General features: G+C 46.3%; 23 protein-coding genes. All 23 read left to right on the forward strand.

Annotated features, from left to right (window positions below; all coding sequences use genetic code 11):
* The first annotated feature begins 397 nt into the window (after positions 1-397).
* The 23 genes from flgF (at position 398) to SHAL_RS07480 (ending at position 25,813) form a co-directional block, all read left to right on the forward strand.
* Positions 398-1,141, forward strand: a complete 744-nt coding sequence (flgF, locus tag SHAL_RS07365) for a flagellar basal-body rod protein FlgF (RefSeq protein ID WP_012276537.1) — start codon at positions 398-400, stop codon at positions 1,139-1,141.
* Positions 1,142-1,151: 10 nt separating this feature from the next.
* Positions 1,152-1,940: a flagellar basal-body rod protein FlgG gene (flgG, locus tag SHAL_RS07370; protein ID WP_012276538.1), complete on the forward strand. Its 789-nt coding sequence runs from the start codon at positions 1,152-1,154 to the stop codon at positions 1,938-1,940.
* 22 nt (positions 1,941-1,962) lie between these two features.
* Positions 1,963-2,637, forward strand: coding sequence for a flagellar basal body L-ring protein FlgH (flgH, locus tag SHAL_RS07375; RefSeq protein WP_012276539.1), 675 nt, complete (start codon positions 1,963-1,965; stop codon positions 2,635-2,637).
* 37 nt (positions 2,638-2,674) lie between these two features.
* Positions 2,675-3,766: a flagellar basal body P-ring protein FlgI gene (locus tag SHAL_RS07380; RefSeq protein WP_041416305.1), complete on the forward strand. Its 1,092-nt coding sequence runs from the start codon at positions 2,675-2,677 to the stop codon at positions 3,764-3,766.
* Between the two features lie 28 nt (positions 3,767-3,794).
* On the forward strand, positions 3,795-4,901 hold the full coding sequence (flgJ, locus tag SHAL_RS07385; protein WP_012276541.1) for a flagellar assembly peptidoglycan hydrolase FlgJ: 1,107 nt from the start codon (positions 3,795-3,797) through the stop codon (positions 4,899-4,901).
* 43 nt (positions 4,902-4,944) lie between these two features.
* The gene (flgK, locus tag SHAL_RS07390; RefSeq protein ID WP_012276542.1) at positions 4,945-6,864 is read left to right on the forward strand and encodes a flagellar hook-associated protein FlgK; all 1,920 of its coding nucleotides are present in this window, start codon (positions 4,945-4,947) and stop codon (positions 6,862-6,864) included.
* A gap of 63 nt (positions 6,865-6,927) precedes the next feature.
* Positions 6,928-8,118, forward strand: a complete 1,191-nt coding sequence (gene flgL, locus SHAL_RS07395; protein ID WP_012276543.1) for a flagellar hook-associated protein FlgL — start codon at positions 6,928-6,930, stop codon at positions 8,116-8,118.
* A 94-nt stretch (positions 8,119-8,212) separates the two neighbouring features.
* The gene (locus SHAL_RS07400; protein ID WP_012276544.1) at positions 8,213-9,034 is read left to right on the forward strand and encodes a flagellin N-terminal helical domain-containing protein; all 822 of its coding nucleotides are present in this window, start codon (positions 8,213-8,215) and stop codon (positions 9,032-9,034) included.
* 307 nt (positions 9,035-9,341) lie between these two features.
* Entirely contained in the window at positions 9,342-10,160 is an 819-nt protein-coding gene (locus tag SHAL_RS07405; RefSeq protein ID WP_012276545.1) for a flagellin N-terminal helical domain-containing protein, read from the forward strand.
* A gap of 147 nt (positions 10,161-10,307) precedes the next feature.
* On the forward strand, positions 10,308-10,688 hold the full coding sequence (locus tag SHAL_RS07410; RefSeq protein WP_041415903.1) for a flagellar protein FlaG: 381 nt from the start codon (positions 10,308-10,310) through the stop codon (positions 10,686-10,688).
* Between the two features lie 42 nt (positions 10,689-10,730).
* Positions 10,731-12,095: a flagellar filament capping protein FliD gene (fliD, locus tag SHAL_RS07415; protein WP_012276547.1), complete on the forward strand. Its 1,365-nt coding sequence runs from the start codon at positions 10,731-10,733 to the stop codon at positions 12,093-12,095.
* A gap of 31 nt (positions 12,096-12,126) precedes the next feature.
* Entirely contained in the window at positions 12,127-12,447 is a 321-nt protein-coding gene (locus tag SHAL_RS07420) for a hypothetical protein (RefSeq protein ID WP_012276548.1), read from the forward strand.
* A gap of 6 nt (positions 12,448-12,453) precedes the next feature.
* On the forward strand, positions 12,454-12,864 hold the full coding sequence (gene fliS, locus SHAL_RS07425) for a flagellar export chaperone FliS (protein WP_012276549.1): 411 nt from the start codon (positions 12,454-12,456) through the stop codon (positions 12,862-12,864).
* 282 nt (positions 12,865-13,146) lie between these two features.
* Positions 13,147-14,580: a sigma-54 dependent transcriptional regulator gene (locus tag SHAL_RS07430; protein ID WP_012276550.1), complete on the forward strand. Its 1,434-nt coding sequence runs from the start codon at positions 13,147-13,149 to the stop codon at positions 14,578-14,580.
* 514 nt (positions 14,581-15,094) lie between these two features.
* Positions 15,095-16,219 (forward strand): sensor histidine kinase, encoded by a 1,125-nt coding sequence (locus tag SHAL_RS07440; protein WP_012276551.1) that lies wholly within the window; start codon positions 15,095-15,097, stop codon positions 16,217-16,219.
* A complete protein-coding gene (locus SHAL_RS07445) occupies positions 16,212-17,564 on the forward strand; it encodes a sigma-54-dependent transcriptional regulator (RefSeq protein ID WP_012276552.1) in 1,353 nt (450 codons plus the stop codon). Before SHAL_RS07440 ends, SHAL_RS07445 begins: the two co-directional genes overlap by 8 nt.
* A gap of 536 nt (positions 17,565-18,100) precedes the next feature.
* Positions 18,101-18,433: a flagellar hook-basal body complex protein FliE gene (gene fliE / locus SHAL_RS07450; protein WP_012276553.1), complete on the forward strand. Its 333-nt coding sequence runs from the start codon at positions 18,101-18,103 to the stop codon at positions 18,431-18,433.
* A gap of 42 nt (positions 18,434-18,475) precedes the next feature.
* Positions 18,476-20,176 carry a flagellar basal-body MS-ring/collar protein FliF gene (gene fliF, locus SHAL_RS07455; RefSeq protein ID WP_012276554.1) on the forward strand — a complete coding sequence of 567 codons (1,701 nt, stop codon included), beginning with the start codon at positions 18,476-18,478 and terminating at the stop codon, positions 20,174-20,176.
* Complete coding sequence (fliG, locus tag SHAL_RS07460) at positions 20,166-21,212, forward strand: flagellar motor switch protein FliG (protein ID WP_012276555.1); 1,047 nt, start codon at positions 20,166-20,168, stop codon at positions 21,210-21,212. The genes fliF and fliG overlap by 11 nt, the downstream gene beginning before the upstream one ends.
* On the forward strand, positions 21,212-22,195 hold the full coding sequence (gene fliH / locus SHAL_RS07465) for a flagellar assembly protein FliH (protein WP_012276556.1): 984 nt from the start codon (positions 21,212-21,214) through the stop codon (positions 22,193-22,195). The genes fliG and fliH overlap by 1 nt, the downstream gene beginning before the upstream one ends.
* Positions 22,164-23,504, forward strand: a complete 1,341-nt coding sequence (gene fliI, locus SHAL_RS07470) for a flagellar protein export ATPase FliI (RefSeq protein ID WP_012276557.1) — start codon at positions 22,164-22,166, stop codon at positions 23,502-23,504. The genes fliH and fliI overlap by 32 nt, the downstream gene beginning before the upstream one ends.
* Before the next feature lie 75 nt (positions 23,505-23,579).
* The gene (gene fliJ / locus SHAL_RS07475) at positions 23,580-24,026 is read left to right on the forward strand and encodes a flagellar export protein FliJ (RefSeq protein ID WP_012276558.1); all 447 of its coding nucleotides are present in this window, start codon (positions 23,580-23,582) and stop codon (positions 24,024-24,026) included.
* Between the two features lie 275 nt (positions 24,027-24,301).
* Positions 24,302-25,813 carry a flagellar hook-length control protein FliK gene (locus SHAL_RS07480; RefSeq protein WP_012276559.1) on the forward strand — a complete coding sequence of 504 codons (1,512 nt, stop codon included), beginning with the start codon at positions 24,302-24,304 and terminating at the stop codon, positions 25,811-25,813.
* Positions 25,814-25,869 lie beyond the last annotated feature (56 nt).

The following is a 25,869-nucleotide window of genomic DNA, read 5'->3' on the forward strand; positions in this document are numbered from 1 at the left end:
CGCTTCGCTTATGGAAGACGGAACGTTCGCGGGCTCACTCACAGAACGCTGCGCTAACGGTACAAGATATGAAGAATCTAGGGCGTCCCTTGGGCAGCTAGGACCTATAAAAAGCAAAGATAAATGCATAGGTTTGATTTATGCCGTTGCTCTGGTCTTATGCTTTCCTAGAACCTGCTTTTCCTAGCACCTAGGACCTTCTTTCAATGTAGGTCGGCATTTATGCCGTCGTTTTAATCTTTTATGGCTTTTCCGTAAGCGAAGCGTTCCGTCTTTGCATTCCCGTCTTTGTTTGTCCGTCTCAGCTTTAACCTAGAACCTAGGACCTTCTTTATCCCCATCTTTGGCACGATGTTTGCTATCTATTTCGTTAGACGGAAGTTTGACGGAGTGTTACGTGGACAAATTGCTCTATGTCGCGATGAGCGGCGCAAAACAGAATATGAATTCGTTGGCGGTTAGTGCCAACAATTTGGCCAACGCGAATACCGATGGCTTTAAATCCTCTCTTGCTCAAGCTCGCTCAATGCAAGCTTTTGGCGAAGGTCTGCCTACGCGTGTGTTCTCGATGACTGAAACCCCGTCAGCTAATTTTTCCAGCGGTCCAATCAAAACTACTGGTCGTGATTTAGACATTGCCGTTAAAGGTGATGGTTGGATTGCGGTGCAAGCCGAAAATGGCGGCGAAGCCTATACCCGCTCAGGCAGTTTACGTTTCGATAACTCAGGTGTGCTGCGTAATGATAGAGGTACGCCAGTGATGGGCGACAATGGCCCTATTGTATTACCGCTGCCGATTGAAAAGGTCGAGATCTCTCAAGACGGTATCGTTTCTGTCCGTCCATCGGGGGCGACAGCTGAGGTGATTGAGGAAGTCGGTCGTATTAAACTCGTTAACCCGGGTAACCAAAATTTAATGCGTGGGGAAGATGGCTTGTTTCGCTTAATGTCGGGTGAAAATGCACCGTCTGACCCAAGCGTAGGTCTGCTTAGTGGCGCTGTCGAAGGCAGTAACGTCAATGCAGTCCATGAGATGGTATCTATGATTGACCTACAGCGTCAGTTTGAGATGCAAGTGAAAATGATGAAAACAGCAGAAGAGAACGATCGCGCGTCCTCTTCCTTAATGCGCATAAGCTAGGAGAGACACTATGCATCCCGCTTTATGGATAAGTAAGACTGGTTTAGACGCTCAGCAAACCGATATTTCAGTTATTTCTAACAACGTGGCTAACGCCAGTACCGTCGGCTTTAAAAAGAGCCGTGCAGTATTTGAAGACTTGCTGTACCAAAACGTCAGTCAAGCTGGGGGGATCAGTGCATCGAACACTAAATTACCGAACGGTTTGAGTATTGGTGCGGGTACCAAAGTGGTCGCAACTCAAGAGATGTTTACTCAGGGCAACATGTTAACCACTGACAACTCACTCGATTTGATGGTTGAAGGCCCAGGTTTTTTTGAAGTGCAATTGCCAGATGGTACCGCCGCTTATACCCGTAATGGCCAGTTTAGTTTAGATGAAACAGGGCAGATCGTAACGCCGGGCTCGGGTTATGTGATTCAGCCTGCTATCACCATTCCAGAAGGGGCTACGAGTATTACCGTCTCGGCCGAAGGTGAAGTGTCTGTTAAGACGCCAGGAAATGCTGAAAACCAAGTGGTGGGTCAATTGGCCATTGCTGATTTTATTAATCCGTCGGGGCTAGACCCAATGGGGCAGAACCTGTACCTAGAGACGGGTGCAAGTGGCACACCTATTCAAGGTACGGCTTCACTCGATGGCATGGGCGCAATCCGTCAGGGGGCTCTTGAAACCTCAAACGTGAACGTGACCGAAGAGTTGGTAAACCTAATTGAAAGTCAGCGTATTTACGAGATGAACTCAAAGGTGATCTCTGCGGTTGACCAGATGTTGTCTTACGTTAACCAGAATCTTTAAGCATTTTTAAGAGGCTTTGACTATGAAGCATTTGTGGGCACTTTTGTTTATGGCGGCTCTGTCCGGTTGTAATTCGACTAACGGCAAGCCTATTGCTGACGATCCTTATTACGCGCCCGTTTACCCAGAGGCGCCGCCAACCAAAATCGCTGCAACAGGCTCTATGTATCAAGATAGTCAGGCATCGAGTCTTTACTCTGATATTAAAGCGCTAAAAGTGGGTGACATCATCACCGTATATTTGATGGAGCAGACTCAGGCTAAAAAGAGCGCTAATAACGAGATCTCAAAGGGAACAGACTTATCTTTGGACCCCATTTATGCAGGTGGTGGCAATGTCACTATCGGCGGTAACCCCATCGATCTGCGCTACAAAGACAGCATGAATACCAAACGTGAATCGGATGCAGATCAAAGCAACAGCTTGTCTGGCAGTATTTCAGCAAACGTGATGCAAGTACTTAACAACGGTAATTTGGTTATTCGTGGTGAAAAATGGATAAGCATCAACAACGGTGATGAGTTTGTTCGCATTACCGGTATTGTGCGCGCGCAAGATATTCGACCCGACAATACGATTGACTCACAACGAGTGGCAAATGCTCGCATTCAGTACAGCGGAACGGGGACCTTTGCCGAAGTACAAAAAGTGGGTTGGTTAGCCTCATTCTTTATGGGCAGCTGGTGGCCGTTCTAGGCTCTATATTAGTGCCTATAGCTAAGGATTTAGGATGATGAAATTAAAGTTGGTATTGCTATGTGCCATGTTGGTATTGACCACTCCCGTACATGCACAGCGCATTAAAGACATTGCAAACGTACAAGGTGTGCGTAGTAACCAGTTAATCGGCTACGGTTTAGTGGTGGGTTTGCCAGGCACGGGTGAGAAGACCCGTTATACCGAGCAGACCTTTAAAACCATGTTGAAAAACTTTGGCATTAACTTGCCTGATAACTTCAGACCCAAGATTAAAAACATTGCGGTTGTTGCCGTGAGCGCCGATATGCCGCCGTTTATCAAGCCGGGCCAAACCCTAGATGTGACCGTTTCAAGCTTAGGTGAGGCAAAAAGCTTACGTGGCGGCATGCTACTGCAAACCTTCCTAAAAGGTGTCGATGGCAATGTGTATGCGATAGCTCAAGGCAGTATGGTGGTCAGTGGTTTTAGCGCCGAAGGCATGGATGGCTCTAAAGTTATTCAAAACACACCCACCGTTGGTCGTATCCCCAATGGTGCAATCATCGAGCGTACCGTCGCAACGCCATTTTCAACCGGCGATCACTTAACCTTTAACCTGCGCCGCGCCGACTTTTCTACTGCAAAGCGTTTGGCCGATTCGATTAATGACCTGTTAGGCCCAGGTATGGCAAGACCGCTGGATGCCGCATCTGTGCAGGTTAGCGCCCCACGTGATGTATCCCAGCGCGTGTCATTTTTGGCAACGCTTGAGAATATCGAAGTTGAGCCTGCTGCTGAGTCTGCCAAGGTAATTGTGAACTCTCGCACCGGTACGATTGTTGTGGGACAAAACGTCAAATTATTGCCAGCAGCGGTGACCCATGGTGGCCTAACGGTGACAATCGCTGAAGCCACGCAGGTTTCACAGCCTAATCCATTTGGTAATGGGCAAACTGTTGTCACCACCGACAGTACCATTGATGTGGCCGAAGAAGACAGTCGCATGTTTATGTTTAACCCCGGAACCACCCTAGATGAGCTCGTTCGCGCAGTTAATTTGGTGGGCGCGGCCCCGTCAGATGTACTTGCGATACTGGAAGCGCTAAAGATGGCAGGCGCTTTGCATGGTGAATTGATAATTATCTAAATATTGTCAGTTTTATTGGAAAGGTGTCATGGAAAAGCTGTCGAACGCATCGCAATTTCTGGATCTTGGAGGCTTGGACTCATTAAGATCCAGAGCCCAAAAAGATGAAACCAGTGCATTAAAGGAAGTTGCCCAACAATTTGAGGGGATCTTCGTGCAAATGTTGATGAAAAGCATGCGTGACGCTAATGCCGTGTTTGAATCTGACAGCCCAATGAACAGTCAGTACACCAAGTTTTATGAGCAGATGCATGATCAGCAGATGTCGCTTAATCTTTCTGGAGAAGGCATGTTGGGCTTAGCTGATCTGATGGTGCAGCAGCTAGACCCGGCTAACAGCCCAATGACACCCGCATCGGTATTACGTGGCGATATCAATGGCGGCTCCAAAGCTGCGGCATTGACAATGGGTAAGCCGGATACGTTGCAGATGCCGACCTCTCGAGTTTCAGGCTCTGACGCTATGGCGGCTCAAGCTGCACCGTTTATCGCTCAGAGCCAGATTCAAGCTCAAAGTCAGGCTCAAGTAACTGCAGCGCAGACAGCATTAACCAGTAGCGCTCAGTCTCAAACATTAGATTCGGTATTAAGTGGCAAAGTATTGCCGTCAGCGGCAGTCACCGCCGATAAGTCTCAAGCTAACTTTACCAGTCAAGATGAATTTGTCGCCCGTCTTTATCCCCATGCACAAAAAGCAGCGCAGACCTTAGGTACCACACCTGAACTATTGATTGCCCAGTCAGCGCTAGAAACGGGTTGGGGCCAAAAGATGGTGAAAGGCCATCAGGGTCAGCAAAGCAATAACCTGTTTAACATTAAAGCGGATAACCGTTGGCAAGGCGAACACGCGTCGGTCAGTACTTTGGAATATGAGCAGGGGATTGCAGTTAAGCAGCGCGCGAATTTTAGAGTTTATGACGATATAGGCCAGAGCTTTAATGATTTTGTCTCGTTTGTCTCTAATGGTGAGCGTTATCAAGATGCCATGAAACAAGCGGCTAACCCGCAAGCCTTTATTCGATCCTTGCAAGATGCAGGGTATGCCACTGACCCTAAATATGCCGATAAGGTTATTCAGGTCATGAAAACCATTACTCGAGACTTTAAAGATGTCTTGCAAGGGGTTAAGCAATGATGAATCGATTTGTTCAACCTCTTGAAGTAGGGAGCCAGCACTCATGTCTTTAGACTTAATGAATATTGCTCGCACCGGCGTGTTGGCCTCACAGTCACAACTGGCGATTACCAGTAATAACATCGCTAATGCTAATACCGCAGGTTACAACCGTCAGGTGGTATCTCAGTCGGCGCTAGATTCACAGCGCATGGGCAATGAATTTTATGGCGCAGGTACTTATGTGTCTGATGTTAAACGCGTCTATAACGATTATGCTACACGGGAACTGCGCATAGGCTCTACCGCTGTCAGTGAATCACAAACCACCTTTAGCAAGATGAGTCAGCTTGACCAGCTATTCTCGCAAATGGGAAAAGCTGTGCCGCAGGGGCTAAATGATTTCTTCGCCAGCATGAATGCCTTAGCAGACATTCCTAATGATATGGGGCTGCGTGGTTCGTTTTTAACCAGTGCGAATCAGTTAGCCAATAGCGTTAATCAGATGCAGAGTCATCTTGATAGCCAAATGACCCAAACCAATGATCAGATCTCCGCTGTTACCGACCGAATCAATGAGATCAGTAATGAGCTTGGTAGTATCAACCGTGAGTTGATGAAGTCTCAGGGTCAAGATATGCAGTTGCTAGATAAGCAAGATGCCTTGATTTTAGAGCTCAGTGAGTACGCATCCGTTAACGTAATACCGCTAGAATCTGGTGCCAAGAGCATTATGCTCGGAGGCTCGATGATGCTGGTATCGGGCGAAATGTCGATGCAAGTGGGCACAGCACCGGGCGACCCCTACCCGAATGAGTTACAGATCACTGCGCAATCGGGCAGCAAGAGCATGATTGTCGATGCGAGTAAAATGGGCGGCCAGTTAGGTGCGTTAGTTAATTATCGCGATGAAACCTTGATCCCGTCACAGATGGAGCTTGGGCAATTTGCTTTAGGCGTTAGTGATGCGTTTAACCAAGCGCAAGCGCAAGGCTTCGACTTAAATGGCCAAGTGGGCGCTAATATCTTTACCGACATCAACGACCCATCGATGCAATTAGGTCGTGTAGGTGCATTATCAAGCAATACCGGTACAGCCAATCTAAGCGTTAATATTGATGATGTAGGCAGTTTAACTGGCAGCAGTTATGAACTTAAGTTTACTGCGCCATCAACCTATGAGCTGAAAGATGCCGTCAGCGGCAATATTACGCCGCTAACACTTAACGGCACAAAACTCGAAGGCGCTAACGGCTTTAGCATCAATATCGATGCCGGTGCACTGGCCTCTGGGGATACCTTTGAAATCCGTCCAACCTCAAGTGCAGCGGTTTCATTATCGGTTGAAATGACCGATGCCAAAGGTATTGCTGCAGCAGGGGCAAAGATCACCGCCGATGCGGCAAATACTGGCAATAGCCAAGTTAGTTTAGTCAGCATTGATAAAAGAACTGAAACGGGCTTTCCTGTAACAGGCGCCGAACTTACCTTTGAAATTGATCCTTCTACAACGCCGCCAAGCTATGAAGTGTTTGACGTTGATGGCGCATCCCTTGGTGCGGACACTTATACACCGCCAACAATCAGCTCGCATGGTTTTACCTTCGAGATTGATTCAACTGCGACCGCCGCAGAGAAGTTCACCTTCGATTTGTCATTTGCCGAGGGCGATAACACAAACATGGTGAGTATGGCCAAGCTCAGCGAAGCCAAACTGATGAATGGCGGTAAAACCACGCTGACAGATGTTTTTGAAAATACAACAATCGATGTGGGCAGTAAGACTAAGTCGGCTGAAATATCGATGGGATCGGCTGAGGCCATTTATAAGCAGGCCTATACCCGCGTTCAAAGTGTTTCTGGGGTCAATCTTGATGAAGAGGCGGCAAATCTGATGCGTTTTCAGCAGTCATATCAGGCCTCTGCGCGGATCATGACCACCGCCAATGAAATATTCAACACGCTATTTAGCTCACTGCGCTAGCAATGAATGCTTGAAGATTTAAGACTGGGTTAGGCACTGGATTTAGGAACAGGAATTAGAATTATGCGAATTTCTACTGCGCAAATGTTTCACCAAAACATAAATAGCGTGACTCAAAAACAGTCGCAAACAAGTCAAATTATCGAGCAGTTATCGACAGGTAAACGCGTCAATACTGCTGGTGACGATCCTGTGGCAGCTGCAGGAATTAATAACTTGAATCAGAAAAACTCTGTTGTCGATCAGTTCCTAAAGAATATTGATTATGCCAAAAATCGATTGTCTATCTCTGAAAGTAAGCTTGGCAGTGCTGCAACGCTCGCAAGTAGCGTCAGAGAGCAGGTGCTAAGGGCGGTAAACGGCAGCTTGACCGATTCCGATCGGCAAACTGTTGCCGATGAGATGCGCGGCAGCCTCGAAGAGTTGATGGCGATAGCCAACAGTAAAGATGAATCGGGTAATTACCTGTTTGGTGGATTCAATACGGGTAGTCAGCCTTTTGAGTTCGATGCCAGCGGTAATGCGGTTTATCACGGCGATAGTGGCGTCAGAGAGAGTGTCGTTGCATCCGGCACGACTATTGGTGCCAATATCCCGGGTGATCTCGCTTTTATGAATGCAGCTAATGGCTTAGGAGATTACAGCGTCAATTATTTGGCTACACAAACTGGCGAATTCAATGTTGAAAGCGCCAAAGTCACAGATCCGGCAACACATGTGCCAGATACCTACACATTTAACATGGTGGGCAATGACTTAGAAGTCAGAGATTCGACAAATGCGGTCGTAACAACGGTTACCGCATTTGATCCCAACACTCCTGTATCGTTTAACGGTATAGAAGTGAAACTCGATGGTAAACCCGCGCCTGGTGACTCATTTACCATGGAACACGCACCAGAAGTGAGTTTGCTCGACACCATCAATAGTGCCATTGCGCTCATTGAGGATCCCAACAAGGTAAACACTCCAGCAGGAAAGTCTGAGTTGGCACAGATGTTGAATAACATCGACAGCGGAATGAATCAATTGGATCTTGCAAGAGGCGTAGCGGGTAATAGTTTAAAAAGCTTAGACAGTTATGCAGCAACCCATGAAGAAGAGCAGATTGTAAACAACTCGGCGTTATCTATGTTGGAAGATTTAGATTATGCCGAGGCGATAACGCAATTGGAGCAGCAGCAACAAGCTTTAAATGCCGCATCAAGTGTATTTACTAAGGTCGGCACCGTGTCACTGTTTGATTATATCTAGCAGTCAATGTGGACCTAAATAACTCGAACATAAATTAACCGAAATTAGCCAAGTCTGAAGTCTTGGCGGTAACTTTAGATAAAGGAAAATAAAGATGGCTATTACCGTTAATACAAACGTTACATCGATGAAAGCGCAGAAGAACCTCAATACGTCTAGCCAAGGCTTAGCGACATCTATGGAGCGCTTATCCAGTGGTCTTCGCATTAACAGTGCAAAAGACGATGCCGCAGGTTTGGCAATCTCTAACCGTCTAGATTCACAGGTTCGTGGTCTTGACGTAGGTATGCGAAATGCTAACGATGCCATTTCGATTGCTCAGATAGCTGAAGGCGCGATGCAGGAGCAAACCAACATGCTGCAGCGTATGCGTGATTTGACCATCCAAGCATCTAACGGTGCCAACAGCACAGACGATATTGCATCAATTCAAAAAGAGATCGATGCGTTAGCTACAGAAATTACTTCTATCGGTAATAGTACAGCGTTTGGTAATACTAAACTTTTAGATGGTGGTTTCTCGGCGGGTAAGAGCTTCCAAGTTGGACACCAGAAGGGCGAAGATATTAGTGTTAAGGTATCTAAAGTTAATTCTAGTTCACTTGCTGTTGGAGGTTTAACACTTACCAACTCTGCTAACCGCCAATCAGCATTAACCAAAATTGATGCTGCAATTAAAACCATCGATACTCAGCGTGCAGATTTAGGTGCGGTGCAAAATCGTCTAGCACACAACATCAGTAATAGTGCAAACACTCAGGCAAACGTGGCCGATGCTAAGAGCCGTATTGTAGATGTGGATTTTGCCAAAGAAACGGCAACGATGACAAAGAACCAGGTACTACAGCAAACGGGTAGCGCTATGCTTGCTCAGGCAAATCAGTTACCACAAGTTGCACTATCTCTTCTTGGCTAACGATTATAGAAGCGCATACCGCAGTGGGTGATGCTTAATCTGCATTTGCAGATAAATAGCTGAGAAAGATCCATATTGACTGTTGATTCAGTGAATATGGATTTTGTGTTTTTAGCGCCTAAGTTTATATTTATCAGGTATATATCATGCTGTTTTATAAGTGTTTAGTAAAAAAAACTTATATTTTTTAAAAAAGCACTAAAGATTAAAAAAACGCTGCCGTTAAAGTTACTGTAACCCAATAGACCCGCCTGGCGTAAATAGACAGGCAAGTTTTAAAGCCAGGTATTTTTAGAGGAAACAGATTATGGCTATTACAGTAAATACAAACGTGACTTCGATGAAAGCGCAAAAGAACTTGAATGCTTCTAGCCAAAACTTGGCTACCTCAATGGAGCGTTTATCAAGTGGTCTTCGCATTAACAGTGCGAAAGACGATGCTGCGGGTCTTGCCATCTCTAACCGTTTAGACTCACAGGTTCGTGGTCTAGATGTCGGTATGCGTAATGCCAACGATGCCATTTCGATTGCGCAAATTTCAGAAGGTGCGATGCAGGAGCAAACAAACATGCTTCAGCGTATGCGTGACCTGACTATTCAGGCTTCTAACGGTGCCAACAGCAGTGACGATATTGCCTCTATTAAAAAAGAGATCGATGCCCTAGCGGGCGAAATTACCTCAATTGGTAATACCACTGCATTTGGTAACACTAAGCTGATGAATGGTGACTTCTCTGCGGGTAAGAGCTTCCAGGTAGGACATCAAAAAGGCGAAGACATTACGGTAAAAGTACAAAAAGTTAATGCGAGTTCGTTAGCGGTAGGTTCATTAACACTTACTAACTCAGCTAACCGTCAGTCAGCTTTAACTAAAATCGATGCTGCGATTAAAACCATCGATAGTCAGCGCGCTGATTTAGGTGCGGTGCAAAACCGTCTATCCCACAACATCAGTAACAGTGCTAACACTCAGGCCAACGTTGCCGATGCAAAGAGCCGTATCGTAGATGTGGACTTTGCAAAAGAAACGGCAGCAATGACGAAGAACCAAGTGCTACAGCAAACCGGTTCTGCGATGCTTGCACAGGCGAACCAGTTACCACAAGTTGCTTTGTCTCTTCTTTAATCGGATTCTCTCTCGCTTGAGAGGGAAGAGTTAAAGCGGTAATTTAAAGGGGAGATTCGTAATGAGTCTCCCTTTGTTGTTTGTATTACATGACGTTATTAGCAGAGGTTGGCGTCTTTTTAGTGTGTTGCGGAGGTAGATATGACAATGGATGTAAGTTACGCAAGTTCAGCAAACCCTGCTGTGGTTAAGTTAGATGTAAATAACCCGGCTTTGGAGACCGAGCCATCGGCAAGCTTTGCGCAGCTCAATCCGAGCAATGACGTGCTAAATGAAACTGTGGTAAGTGAGGAGTCTGAAGCGCAACAAGAAATTCTGCATGATGTCGCTAATGAGCTTACTGATATGATGTCTCTAATGCGTAAAGGTTTGGCATTTAAAGTTGATGAGAGTTCAGGTCAAAGTGTCGTTAGCGTGATGGATGTCGTCTCTGGCGATGTGATCCGGCAGATCCCAAATGAAGAAGCATTGGAACTCGCACAAAAGCTTGCAGAAGTGGCGGGGTTCTTGCTTAAGACTGAAGCATAACTGACGCGTCAAAATTCAAACTATTTTGTCTAGGGGATAAAAATGGCATTAACAGCAACCGGTATAGGCTCCGGCTTAGATATCAATACCATTGTTAAGGTGTTGGTTGATGCCGAAAAAATACCCAAAGAAGCGATTTTCGACAAAACTGAGCAAACCATTGAATCTAAAGTATCTGCCATTGGTACACTTAAGAGCCAGTTGTCGACCTTCCAAGATGCCCTTGAAAAGCTCAGTGATCCCGCAGCGCTAAATATTCGTAAAGTTTCTACTGGTGATAGTAGCTATTTTACCGCTGCTGCGGATAAAAACGCGCAATCGGGCAGTTATCAAATACAGGTCGAGCAGTTAGCTGCATTTCATAAAGTTGCAGGCGTAAATGTGGCCGATGCAACTGCTGCAGTGGGACAAGGTAAGTTGGAGCTCTCTGTTAACGGCAAGGCATTTTCAGTTGACGTCGAAGCAGGCGATTCCTTAGAGACCATCGCTAAAAAAGTAAATGACTCCGCCGATAACTCAGGTGTGACTGCAACCATTATTAAGAGTGATGACGGTAGTCGCCTAGTCTTTAGCTCTGATGAGTCTGGTACAGATAGCCAAGTCAGCGTCGTCGCAACGGACACTGTCGGTTCAGGCATCAATGATATGTTTGGTACTGGCAATTTGACCGAGTTGCAAGCGGCCCAAAATGCAGTGATTTACATCGATGGTCAAAAAGTGACCTCGCAAAGTAATGATGTTGAAAATGCAATTGCAGGAGTGACCTTATCGCTTACCGATGCAGATGTGAATAAAACGTCAACCTTAAAAATTGAACAAGACAACGCAGCAGTAAAAGAGAACGTGAAGGGTTTTGTTGACGCTTATAATACTCTTGTCGAGTCAATTAGTAATTTGTCTAAATACGACACTGAGAAAGAAGAGGCTGCTGCATTACAAGGCGATTCAATGATCCGGTCTATTGAATCACAGATGCGTAATATGATCAGTAACCGCGTCGATGTCGATGGTGAAACTATCGCCCTTTATGACATAGGTATCGAGACTGACAGATACGGAAAAATGTCGATTAATGATGAAAAGCTCGATAAAGTACTGGCCGAGGATATGGGGGCCGTTGAGGGATTATTCAGTACTCCAGACTCCGGTATCGCAACCAGTTTAGATAACCTAGTTGAGGGTTACGTTAAGGCTGGTGGATTAATCGATAGCCGCGATAATGCATTAACGAATGACAAACAACGATTGGATGATCAGCGTGAGGCGTTCAGTTTAAAAATGGAGATGTTGCAAGCTCGATTATTTAAACAGTTTAACGCCATGGATTTGATTGTAGGACAGTTAAACCAGCAGAGTGCAGGGTTAGTCGATAGATTGAATTCTCTACCTGGCGTTGTTAGCCAGTAGTTATTAACTTTAACTAACTTAGGAGTTTAGTTTGCAGTCATTGTTTGAGTTAAATGAAGAGCTGAAAAAAGTGCTTACCACACTTAACCTAGTTCCGGCTGAAGATGAATCAACCGATGAATTGGTATTATATTTGCAGGAGTTGGTTGGGAAGCGTCAACTTTTACTCACTAGTATATTTGCTAACGCAACTGATGCAGATGAATCTGAATTGAGAAAGCAATTATTGTTAACTCAATCATTTGAAGCGCAAGCTAAAGTGATTTTGGACCATAGGCAATCACTGCTGCACGCGGGACGTAAAAGTAAACGACTGCTAAATGTTTACAAAGCCATAGATGCTAATAGGTAGGTTTAAATGAGAAGTTCTCTTCAATCATATCGCAAGGTTTCGCTAGAGAGCGAAATAGCAGTGGCGTCACCACATCGTATTATTCAGATGATGTTTGACGGCGCGCTTCAACGTATTGCTCAGAGTCGCTATGCGATTGAGAATAAAGACCTTGCTAATAAAGGTATATTTATTGGTAAAGCGATCGGCATCATTACTGGTTTAAACAATAGTTTGAACATGGAAGCGCCTGGTGATGTCTCTAAGAATCTTTCTGAGTTATATGATTTTATGTTGCGCCAGCTCTCTGAGGCTAATTTAAATAATGATGTGCAGGCGCTAGATAATGTCAGTGGTATCATCAGAACGATTAAAGAAGGTTGGGATGCAATTCCATCTGAGCAACATCATATCGATTCTCATGCCAATGCAGTGTAGAAATTGATAAAAATAGGGAGGCGTTGAAGCCTCCTTTTTGTCATCTGTCAAAAATACGTCTAACTACTGATTGTAAAGTTGAGTTTTTAACCTAAAACTTAGTCAGTTCCTCATAAAACTCATCAGGGACTTGCTAATGATGGGCTGATAATACACTATTCTATAAGCTGGTGAGTTCAAAACATATTATTGGATAACAACTGGCTTGAATACTTAGCTTGAGAAAAGCAACGAACACTAATAATTAATGCGCTGAAATATTTGAGCCTAACGGCCTTTGGAATGATGCAAACAGATCAACGAATTCTACTTGTCGGTAACCAGTCTGAGCGAATTAATCGCTTGTCGTGTGTATTTGAGTTTTTAGGTGAGCAGGTTGAGTTAATCGATTTCGATAAACTTGAACTACACACTAAACAGACTCGCTTTCGCGCGATTGTTTTACCGTCTGAGAACCAACCTAAAGAACTTATTCAGTCTTTAACTGGTATGCTTCCATGGCAACCTTTTTTGACGCTAGGGGAAAGAGACGACATTAAAGCGTCGAATATTCTCGGCTGCATCGAAGAGCCACTGAACTACCCTCAATTAACTGAACTGCTGCATTTTTGTCAGGTCTATGGACAAGTTAAACGTCCAGAGATCCCAACAAGTGCTAATCAGACTAAGTTGTTTAGAAGTTTAGTCGGCCGCAGTGAGGGGATCGCCAGTGTCCGCCATCTGATTAATCAAGTTTCTGGCTCTGAAGCCACTGTTCTAGTACTTGGTCAATCGGGTACAGGTAAAGAGGTGGTTGCCCGTAATATTCACTATATCTCAGATCGCCGTGATGGCCCGTTTATTCCGGTCAACTGCGGTGCGATCCCGGCTGAGTTATTAGAAAGTGAACTTTTTGGCCACGAAAAAGGCTCATTTACTGGCGCAATTAGCGCTCGTAAAGGTCGTTTCGAACTCGCCGAAAAAGGGACGCTATTTCTAGACGAGATTGGCGATATGCCTTTGCAGATGCAGGTTAAACTACTGCGAGTTTTGCAAGAGCGTATGTTTGAGCGCGTAGGTGGAAGTAAATCTATTGCTGCCGATGTACGCGTTGTCGCTGCAACTCATCGAAATTTAGAAACGATGATTGAAGAGGGTGGCTTTAGAGAAGATCTTTATTACAGATTGAATGTTTTCCCGATTGAAATGCCTGCTTTGTGTGAGCGAAAAGAAGATATTCCACTCTTGTTACAAGAGTTAGTGAGTCGCGTTTATAACGAAGGTCGTGGTCGAGTTCGTTTCACTCAGCGGGCTATCGAGTCACTGAAAGAACATGCTTGGTCCGGTAACGTGCGAGAGCTATCAAACCTAGTCGAGCGTTTAACCATCCTCTATCCAGGTGGGTTAGTCGATGTTAATGACCTACCAATCAAGTATCGTCATATCGATGTACCTGAGTATTGCGTCGAAATCAGTGAAGAGCAGCAAGAGCGTGATGCCTTAGCCTCTATCTTTAATGATGAAGAGCCTATCGAGATCCCTGAAACGCGATTCCCAAGTGAATTGCCACCTGAAGGGGTAAACTTGAAAGACTTACTGGCTGAACTTGAGATTGACATGATCAGGCAAGCTCTAGATCAGCAAGATAACGTCGTTGCTCGAGCAGCAGAAATGCTTGGGATCCGCCGTACGACTCTGGTTGAGAAAATGCGTAAGTACGGCATGGGTAAAGATTGAAGCTAAGAAGGACGCCCTGCAGGCTGCTAGGGCGTTCGCAGGCTCACTTCGAGATCCTAGAGCGGACTTCGTCCTTCTAGGGCGCTGCGCTTCTAAGTATTAGGACGGAATTCGTCCTGATAGGTCTTAGGATGTTCGTAAGCTCACTTATAGGTCCTAGGAAAAGCACAAGCAAAGTCTTGCATAGGTTTTATTTATGCCATAGCTTTGGTCTTTATGCTTTCCTAGAACCTAGAACCTAGAACCTAGAACCTTCTTTTAATCTAGGCTGGTATTTATGCCTTCGCTTTAATCTTTTCCGTAAGCGCAGCGTTCCGTAGTGGCGAAGCCACGTGCCGTAAGGCCGCAGGCCGTTCGTGTTTGCTTGTTCGTCTCAGCTTTTCCCAGCAGGGCGTAGCCCGCCCTCGAAGTGACGCAGTCACGTCCTAGCAGCGCAGCGTCCTTCTTAGAACTAAACAACTGGCACAAATCCTGCTTTAACCCGTTCAAATGCAGTTTTTTTGACGGGGTCACCATGTCCGCTATTCTGAAGCCACAACTCGATACAACTGATGTAACTAACGTCACTGATGCAACTCATGCAAGTGTGGCGAAGCGTCCACAGTTGGTTGATGTTCAGCAAGCCGCGAATATGTCTAATCGTATGGAGCATATCCTCCAAGCCATGCCCTCAGGAGTCGTGATCATCAATGGCGATGGTATTGTTACCGAAGCGAACCCAGTCGCAATTGAACTTTTAGGCACTCCTTTAGAAGGGCAGCGTTGGTTGCAAATTATCAATCGGGCGTTTTCGCCACAAGATGATGATGGCCATGAAGTGTCACTGCGTAACGGTCGTCGAGTTAAGCTCGCTATTACGCCGTTGACGCCAGAGCCCGGTCAGCTAATTGTATTAACCGATCTAACTGAAACTCGACTACTGCAAAAGAACTTGTCGCACCTGCAAAGGTTGTCGGCACTGGGTAAAATGGTGGCAACACTTGCGCACCAAGTCAGAACGCCGTTGAGTGCAGCGCTATTGTATGCCTCTAACCTTGCAAGCCCGAGAATATCCGATGACGCTAGAAAACGTTTTCAAGGCAAGCTAGTCGATAGACTCAATGAATTAGAGCATCAGGTTAACGATATGCTGTTAATGGCCAAAGGTCGCCAGCAGGAGCTCGATACTATCTTACAGATCGATGAAGTGGTTGATAATGTGCTGAGTAACTGCCAACCGATAGCGGAGCAGAAAAACTGCAGGCTGGTCTTTAATAATGAGTCCAAACAGAAGATCCGCGCCAATGATGCCGCGCTTTGTTCGGCGATAAATAATTTAGTCATGAACAGCATCGAAGCCGGTGCAAACCAAATCACTCTGCGTGCATTCGATACTCAAACAGCGCTGCATCTCGATGTGATTGACAATGGCAAGGGACTCGATGCCGCTATGCAGAAAAAGGTTCTTGAGCCATTTTTTACCACTAAGTCACAAGGTACAGGTCTTGGCCTCGCGGTCGTGCAATCGGTTGTCAATAACCACGGTGGAATGATGCAGTTCAGTTGTCATCCAGGTAATGGCTGCACTGCGTCATTGAAGTTCCCATTGATCACGGCCATTAATAATAAAGAAGTGCTTGGAGATAATCAGCATGTCTGAAGGTAAGTTATTGCTTGTAGAAGATGACGCCTCACTGCGCGAGGCGCTGCTCGATACCTTGATGCTAGCGCATTATGATTGCGTCGATGTAGGCTCTGCTGAAGAGGCCATTTTAGCGTTAAAAGCAGATCGCTTCGACTTGGTCATTAGTGACGTGCAGATGGAGGGCATTGGCGGTATTGGTTTACTCAATTACTTGCAGCAACATCAGCCTAAGCTCCCTGTTTTATTGATGACGGCCTATGCCACTATCGACAATGCGGTCAATGCAATGAAACTCGGCGCAGTCGATTATTTGGCTAAGCCTTTCTCTCCAGAAGTGTTATTAAACCAAGTTTCTCGTTATTTGCCGGCAAAAGCGGCAGAAGGAACCCCCATCGTTGCTGATGAAAAGAGCTTGGCTCTATTGGCACTCGCACAGCGCGTTGCCGCCTCTGATGCATCAGTAATGATTATGGGCCCAAGTGGCAGTGGTAAAGAGGTATTAGCGCGTTTTATTCATCAGAATAGCCAGCGAGCAGAGCAACCCTTTATCGCCATTAACTGCGCTGCTATTCCTGAAAATATGCTTGAAGCCACCCTATTTGGCTATGAAAAGGGGGCATTTACCGGGGCCTATCAAGCGTGCCCAGGTAAGTTTGAACAAGCACAAGGTGGGACTTTGTTGCTCGATGAGATTTCTGAGATGGAAGTCGGGCTACAGGCAAAACTACTACGTGTACTTCAAGAGCGTGAAGTCGAGCGTCTAGGTGGTCGTAAAACCATTAAGCTCGATGTGCGAGTGCTAGCGACGTCTAACCGCGACTTAAAGGCGATGGCAGCATCGGGTGAGTTTAGAGAAGATCTTTATTACCGTATTAACGTATTCCCACTGACTTGGCCTTCATTGAATCAGCGCCCAGCAGATATCTTGCCCTTGGCAAGGCATCTGCTGCAGCGGCATGCATTGATTGCTAATCGCAGTGAGTTGCCACTATTGAGCGAATGCGCATCACGTCGGCTATTGACTCATCGTTGGCCTGGTAATGTACGAGAGCTCGATAATGTGGTTCAAAGAGCGTTGATCATGTGCGGATCACATGAGATCACAGCAGCAGACATTATTATCGATTCACTTGAGCTCGATTTTAATCTCGAGAGCACACCATTAGCCGACAATAAGCCGACAGAGCTTGATGGTTTAGGTGACGAGCTTAAAGCGCAAGAGCATGTGATTATTTTAGAAACCTTAACTCAATGTAACGGTAGTCGAAAACTCGTTGCTGAGAAGCTAGGAATTAGTGCCAGAACCCTGCGTTATAAGATGGCCAAAATGCGTGATTCAGGCATTCAAATTCCGGCGTAATGCAAAGAAGGGCGCTTCGTTTCTAGATCCTAGGACGGACTGCGTCCTTCTATACAATCAAAGACTAAGACGAACGCTTTTCTCACGGAAGACGGAACGTTCGCAGGCTCACTCACAGAACGCTGCGCTGACGGTTAAAGCTGAGATGATAAAAGCTGGGACTGTGAACCAAGATGAGAGCACAAAAATAATTTTTTGTAGGTTGGGCTTCAGCCCATCAATCAGGGAGCAAACACAAGGTTTGTCGGGATAAATCCCGACCTACGTTAAAAAGGGGCTAGGAAGAGACGGTACAAGCTAAGATGGTACAAGATTTTCCGGTTTTTTCGTCTCGGCTCTAAATCGTTTATGCTTTAATCCGTTTTACCGTAAGCGTAGCGTTCTGTAGTGACGAAGTCACGTTCCCTAGGCCGCAGGCCGTTCGTCTTTGTTTGTTCGTCTTAGCTCTTCCCCCTTCTTTTATCAAAACTGGCAAGCTATTTGCTTTATCTAGCTATATCAACATTTTCGTCAAGAAAACGACATCGGAGCTAAGTATGCAAATTGGTGCAAATTCATTACTGCAAGAGATGCAGTCACTTAATGGTCAAATTGGTACTTCTAGCATTCAAACCGGAATTGCTCGCCAAGTACAGAATACTTCGGGTAGTGATTTTGGTCAGCTGTTGTCGCAAGCTGTTGGAAATGTAAGCGAACTTCAATCAAATGCTTCTAATCTAGCCACTCGACTCGATATGGGAGATACCACAGTCACATTATCTGATACCGTGATCGCCAGAGAAAAATCCAGCGTTGCTTTTGAAGCAACCGTGCAAGTGCGCAATAAGCTTGTTGAAGCTTATAAAGAAATTATGAGTATGCCTGTTTAGGCCGTTATTACGTAGAAACAGGGTGCAATAGTGAGTACAGAAATGGTCGTAGGTACAGGTTCTGGTTTAGCAACCAACCCGCAAACATCAGGTGTTCAAGAAGAACATAAGCCTGGCTTAATGGGATCGTTAGGCGGCGTAGATATGTTACGCCAAGTGACGATGATTTTGGCGCTTGCTATCTGTCTAGCCTTAGCTGTTTTTGTGATGATCTGGGCGCAAGAGCCTGAATATCGTCCGCTAGGGCAGATGAGCACCGCAGAGATGGTGCAGGTATTGGATGTACTAGACAACAATCAAGTTAAGTATGAGATCCAGGGTGATGTGGTCAAGGTCCCTGAAGATAAGTTTCAAGATGTGAGAATGTTATTAAGCCGCGAAGGGCTCGATAATACCGATGCAAACAATGACTTTCTAAATAAAGACAGTGGCTTTGGCGTGAGCCAGCGCATGGAGCAAGCGCGTCTAAAGCATAGCCAAGAGCAAAACCTTGCCCGCATTATTGAAGAACTAAAAAGTGTCACTCGAGCTAAAGTGATTTTAGCCCTACCCAAAGAGAACGTCTTTGCCCGCAACCGCTCTAAGCCAAGTGCGACCGTGGTTGTGAGCACTCGACGCAGTGGTCTAAGTCAAGAAGAAGTTGACTCGATAGTCGATATCGTTGCCTCTGCTGTGCATAACCTTGAGCCGAATAAAGTCACGGTAACCGATGCCAATGGCCGCCTGCTTAACTCAGGTACTCAAGATGGCAGCTCCGCTATCGCGCGCCGCGAGCTTGAAATCGTTCAACAAAAAGAGTCTGAGTATCGTAATAAGGTTGAGTCGATTTTAATGCCAATCTTAGGCCCAGAGAATTTCACCTCTCAGGTCGATGTCAGCATGGATTTCACCGCGGTTGAGCAAACGGCTAAGCGCTATAATCCAGATTTACCGTCGTTAAGAAGCGAGATGGTCGTTGAAAATAACTCTAATGGTGGCACCTCTGGCGGTATACCTGGCGCGCTATCGAATCAGCCTCCTATGGCTTCAGATATCCCACAAGAGGTCAATGCTGAAGAAACGGTAACGCGGAACTCTGGTAGTACCCATAAAGAAGCGACACGTAATTTCGAACTCGATACCACGATTAGTCATACTCGTCAGCAAATTGGCACGTTACGCCGTGTGAGTGTTTCTGTGGCAGTTGATTTTAAAAACGCGCCAATGGCAGAAGATGGCAGTGTTAACCGGGTACCTCGCACTGAGCAAGAGCTTGCAAATATTCGCCGTTTATTGGAAGGGGCCGTAGGCTTTAATACTCAACGCGGCGATGTTATCGAAGTGGTTACCGTGCCGTTTATGGATCAGCTGATAGAAGCCGCGCCAGCACCAGAGCTGTGGGAGCAGCCATGGTTTTGGCGTGTACTTAGGTTAGTGCTTGGAGCATTAGTGATTTTGGTCTTGATCCTTGCCGTTGTGCGTCCAATGCTGAAGAAGTTGGTATATCCCGATAGCGTCAATATGCCGGATGAGCCACAGCGGGGCGGCGAACTGGCTGAAATTGAAGATCAATATGCCGCAGATACCTTGGGTATGCTACAGCGCCCAGAAGCAGAATATAGTTATGCAGATGACGGCTCTATCTTGATCCCGAACCTGCATAAAGATGATGATATGATCAAAGCGATCCGCGCACTGGTGGCTAATGAGCCTGAACTATCGACGCAAGTTGTGAAAAACTGGTTACTTGAAGATGACAAATGATATTAGTGTAGAAGCGAAAACGGCGCCTGGATTTAAGCCCAGTGAATTAAATGGCATCGAGAAAACGGCCATTTTACTGTTAAGCTTGAGTGAAAGTGATGCGGCATCCATTTTAAAGTATCTAGAGCCAAAGCAAGTCCAAAAAGTGGGTATGGCCATGGCAGCGATGAGAGACTTTGGCCAAGAAAAGGTCATTGGCGTTCATAAGCTGTTTTTAGATGATATCCAAAAGTATTCATCGATCGGTTTTAATAGCGAAGAGTTTGTTCGTAAGGCGCTAACAGCCGCACTCGGTGAAGACAAAGCGGGCAACCTAATCGAACAGATTATTATGGGAAGCGGCGCGAAAGGTCTCGATTCACTCAAGTGGATGGATGCACGTCAAGTCGCAACCATCATCCAAAATGAACATCCACAAATTCAAACAATTGTATTATCTTATCTAGAGCCCGACCAAGCGGCAGAAATTTTTGCTCAATTCCCAGAAAATACACGTTTAGATCTGATGATGCGTATCGCTAACCTTGAAGAAGTTCAGCCAGCCGCTTTGCAAGAGCTTAACGACATCATGGAGAAACAGTTCGCCGGTCAAGGCGGCGCGCAGGCAGCCAAGATGGGTGGTTTGAAAGCGGCTGCCAATATCATGAACTACCTCGATACTGGAGTCGAGAGCCACTTAATGGAGACGATGCGTGAATCTGACGAAGAGATGGCGCAACAGATCCAAGACTTGATGTTCGTATTTGAAAACCTAAGTGATGTCGATGATATGGGTATTCAGGTCTTGCTGCGAGAAGTACAGCAGGATGTGTTAATGAAGGCACTTAAGGGTGCCGATGAGCAGCTCAAAGAGAAGCTTCTTGGTAACATGTCTAAGCGCGCAGCAGAGCTACTTCGAGATGATTTAGAAGCCATGGGACCCATCAGAATTAGTGAAGTTGAAGTTGCTCAGAAAGAGATCTTATCGATTGCTCGTCGCTTGAGCGACAGCGGAGAGATCATGCTGGGCGGCGGAGGCGGTGAAGAGTTCCTATAATGACTGAACCTAAAGAGCCAAAAGGCGCCAGCGTGAATACCCATGATGAGTTTTCCCATTGGGATTTGCCTGATATTAGCCAAGAGAAAAATCCATCTCTGCTAAATATGTTTGGCCGAAACAGCTTGCAAATTCAGGTTGAAGATCCCCTTGAAACGGAAACTATTCTGCCTCCCACTTTGAGTGAAATTGAAGATATTCGTGCTCACGCTGAGCAAGAAGGCTTTGCCGAGGGGCAAGAGAAAGGTTTTACTGAAGGGCTTGAGAAAGGCCGTTTAGAGGGGCTAGAGCAGGGGCATGGCGAAGGGTACTCTCAAGGCCAACAACAAGGCTATGAAGAGGGCCTTAAAACAGCGGCAGAAATGCTGCAGCGTTTTGAAAACCTGCTGGGTCAGTTCGAGGCGCCGTTAGCGCTGCTCGATACCGAAATAGAAAAAGAGCTTCTCACCACCTCGATGACGCTAGCCAAGGCGGTAATAGGCCATGAGCTTAAGACCTATCCTGAACATATTTTATCAGCACTGCGACAAGGTGTGGATTCTTTGCCGATAAAAGAGCAAAGAGTCAATATCCGGGTCACCCCAAGTGATGAAGCCTTAATTGGCGAGCTTTACTCTCAAACCCAGTTAGAACGAAACCGCTGGCAAATAGAGGCCGATCCTAGTTTAAGCCCTGGCGACTGTATTATTGACAGTGTTCGAAGCCATATCGATATGACGGTAGAGACCCGTATTGGACATGTTTTCTCTGAACTCGATAAGCATCAACACGATCTTTTGCAGATAAAAGAACAGCAAGAAGAAGCGCTATTGTCCAGTAGACAACTTAACGCCGAGAAAAACGCTCAGCATAAGGCAGAAGATACTGTTCAGGGGGCAGAGACATCTGTTGAGTCTAGCCTAGAGACTGTCGATTCTGTCACGGCTTCTTCTGATATAAACGAAGGTGAATATGCCGACTCGTCAACACCGACTGCGCCATAAGCTGGCTCAGTATCAGCAAAAAATCCATCCGTTTGTGGTTGAAGCTAGTGGCCAACTGGTGCGAGTGGTGGGTTTAACTTTAGAAGCAACAGGGTGCCGCGCCTCTGTTGGCAGCCTTTGCGCTATCGAAACCATGGCGGGTAGCCTTATTGCCGAGGTCATCGGCTTCGATGACCAATTACTGTATCTCATGCCCATCGAAGAGTTGCGTGGTGTTCTTCCCGGCGCCAAGGTTACCCCACTTGGTGAGCAATCGGGTTTAAACGTTGGCCTATCACTTCTTGGTCGTGTACTCGACGGTAGTGGTCAGCCGATTGATGGTTTGGGTAATCTCAGAACCGATCAAAAAGCCTCCCGTCATGTTGCAGCCATTAACCCTTTAGCAAGGCGCGCCATTAGTGAGCCACTCGATGTTGGCGTAAGAGCGATTAACGCGATGTTGACCGTGGGTAAAGGCCAGCGTATGGGCCTGTTTGCGGGCTCAGGTGTCGGTAAGAGTGTGCTCCTTGGGATGATGACCCGTGGCACCACAGCCGATATTATCGTGGTGGGCTTAGTGGGTGAGCGTGGCCGCGAAGTGAAAGAATTTATTGAAGAGATTTTAGGCCCCGAGGGGCGTGCACGCTCTGTGGTGGTGGCAGCTCCTGCAGATACTTCGCCGCTAATGCGCCTTCGCGCCTGCGAAACCTCGACCCGCATTGCTGAGTATTTTCGAGACTTGGGCTATAACGTACTGTTACTTATGGATAGCTTAACCCGCTATGCGCAGGCACAACGAGAGATCGCGCTGGCTGTAGGCGAGCCGCCAGCCACCAAAGGCTATCCACCATCTGTGTTTGCCAAACTGCCAAAACTGGTTGAGCGAGCCGGTAACGGCGGCGGTCAACAAGGCTCGATTACCGCGTTTTATACTGTGTTAACCGAAGGCGACGACCTGCAAGATCCCATTGCCGATGCCTCACGAGCCATTCTCGATGGGCATATTGTGTTGTCGCGCTCGCTTGCCGACTCTGGTCACTATCCCGCTATCGACATCGAAGCCTCAATTAGTCGTGTCGCACCTATGGTGATAAGTCCTGAGCATTTAGAGGCGATGCGCAAAGTCAAACAGGTTTACTCTCTGTATCAGCAAAATAAAGATTTGATCTCTATCGGCGCTTACAGTCAAGGTAGCGATCCGCGAATAGACAATGCAATTAGGTTGCAGCCAGCGATGAATGCTTTTTTAAGGCAAACCATGAAAGACTCGGTGACGTTTGATAGCAGTACCCTGATGCTGAGTCAGTTGGGGGCACAATGCCAGGCTTAACTTTTAAGCAGACCTTAGCCACTCAGACGTTAGCATATCAATGTGCGAGCAATAACAGTTTAGGCGCATCTTATTATGGCTAAACCAGATCCACTGCACATGGTGCTAAAGTTAACGCAAGATGCCGAAGAGCAGGCTTCATTGCAGCTTCGCTCGGCGCAGCTTGAGCTGCAAAGGCGTCAAAACCAGCTTGAAGCGCTACAAAACTATCGCCTCGACTATATGAAACAGATGGAGCAACAACAGGGACAAAGCATTAGCGCTAGCCATTATCACCAATTTCATCAATTCGTTCGCCAAGTCGATGCCGCTATCGTGCAGCAGGTCAATGCCGTAAAAGATGCCGATAATCAAAGGCAACACCGGCAAGTGTACTGGCAAGAGAAGCAACAAAAACGTAAAGCGGTGGAGCTGTTATTAGCGAATAAAGCCGAGAAAGCAAAACTTGCTGAATTACGAGCAGAGCAAAAAATGGTGGATGAATTCGCCTCACAGCAGTTCTATCGTAAGCGGCAGCGTTAAGGTTAACTGTTAACGGGTATCAATCACCCATTTTAGCGTTGCACAGCGTTAGCTATTCAATTTCTACTAGCAGTTAACTTCCCCCCTCTTGTTGACGATATAACTCGTTTACGACCTGTTCGGCTATCCCGCTATTTGGCATTTTAAGGCTTGCTATGCTGACATTTAGTTTTGGCATTATTATTGCTTTATATTGTATTCACAGCTTAGGTTAAGCCGATATTTTGACATATTTCGTGTAGGTTGGTTTGTGAGTTAACGCTGATGGAGACGCAATGCAGCAGATGAACAATATTTTACTCAGTAGCCCTGAGCCAAGCAAGAAGGCGACTGAAAACCACAGCAAGTCTGTAGAATCCTCTTTGGAGCCATCTCAGAAACCCAAGACAAACTCCGAAGGTGATAGCTTTTCGGCTGCGCTGGAAAAAGTGGGTAAGCAGACACAGGACAGAGCAAATACACAATCAGCTGCAAAAAAAGCCCTTGCTGGAGATGAAAATCTAGCAGAAAGCACAATTAAGGCGGAAACAAAGGATGAGAGTGCGACTGACGATGTAAGCCAAGTGTTTGCACAGATCAATCTTGCTAATAACTTTGGTAGTGAGGCTCAGCTTGCCGCTAACGGCGAAAGCTTGCCGTTAGCAACAGAACCGCTGGAGCCTGGCAAACTCGGTGATGATTTAACTGCTAGCGAATTACCCGATGAAATCTTAATGGCGCTGAGTCAACAGTCTGGCATGTCAGAGCAAGAACTGAGTAAGCTTTCAGCGGCGGAGTTAAAAAACCTATTACAGCAAAGCCAAATCCTCGATGCTAATGGCGAATTAAAAGCTGAGTTTGCTGCTATGGCTAATGGTAACCTCGGCTTAGGCGATAATCAGCAGTCAAAAGAGCAAGGCGCTGCGCTAGCTGGGCAGGCTGGAGTGACAGATAAAGCGGCTCAGGCCAATATTGCAATGGATCCTAAAGTACTACAATCTGAACTAAAGGGCGCTGACGCTAAAAATACAAACGAGACTCGAGATATTTTCGGTAAAGAGCTCGCTGGGCTCACTCAGTCGCAATCTCAGAGCACCAGTGCTGAACAGCTAAAAGCGGCTAAAAATGCTGAAGGGACAAGTCAAACTATAGCAAATCAGCTTACTGCGACCGAGCAGCTTAAAACGGCTGAACTGTCGGTGCGAATGATGTCGTCGCAAACGGGGCAAGAGGCAAACTTAGCCGGCGTAAACACTGACGCTGCGCAAGATCTTAAAGCGGTTATAGGGCTACAAAGTCAAGCATTACAGCTGCAGTCGGGAGCTAATCGTCAAGAGCTACCACAGTTCCAGTTCGCGTTGAAACAAGCGGGTGAGCAAACGCCGCCAATGCAGCAGATGATCCAGCGTTTCTCTCCCATGATGAATCAGCAGCTTATCACCATGGTTAGTAATGGGGTGCAGCATGCTGAAATTCGCTTAGACCCACCAGAACTCGGCCATATGATGGTGCGAATTCAAGTCCAAGGCGATACCACTCAAGTTCAATTTCAAGTGAGTCAACATCAAACTCGTGATCTCGTCGAGCAAGCAATGCCAAGGTTACGTGAAATGCTGGCAGAGCAAGGCATGCAGCTAACCGATGGCCAAGTGTCCCAAGGTAGCGGTGGAAATAGCGACGGTGAGCAGGGGAGTGGTCGCGGAAATGACAACGGCATGGCCGAAACGGATGAAATTTCGGCAGAAGAGTTGCTCGCAAGGTCAAATCTATCAACAAGTTCGGCTTCAGGTATAGATTATTACGCATAAGCAGGTAATCTATAGCAGTTTAAGAATATTGAAATTAATCAGTACTCGAGCAAGGG

This window comes from Shewanella halifaxensis HAW-EB4, from assembly GCF_000019185.1.
Lineage (GTDB): Bacteria > Pseudomonadota > Gammaproteobacteria > Enterobacterales > Shewanellaceae > Shewanella > Shewanella halifaxensis.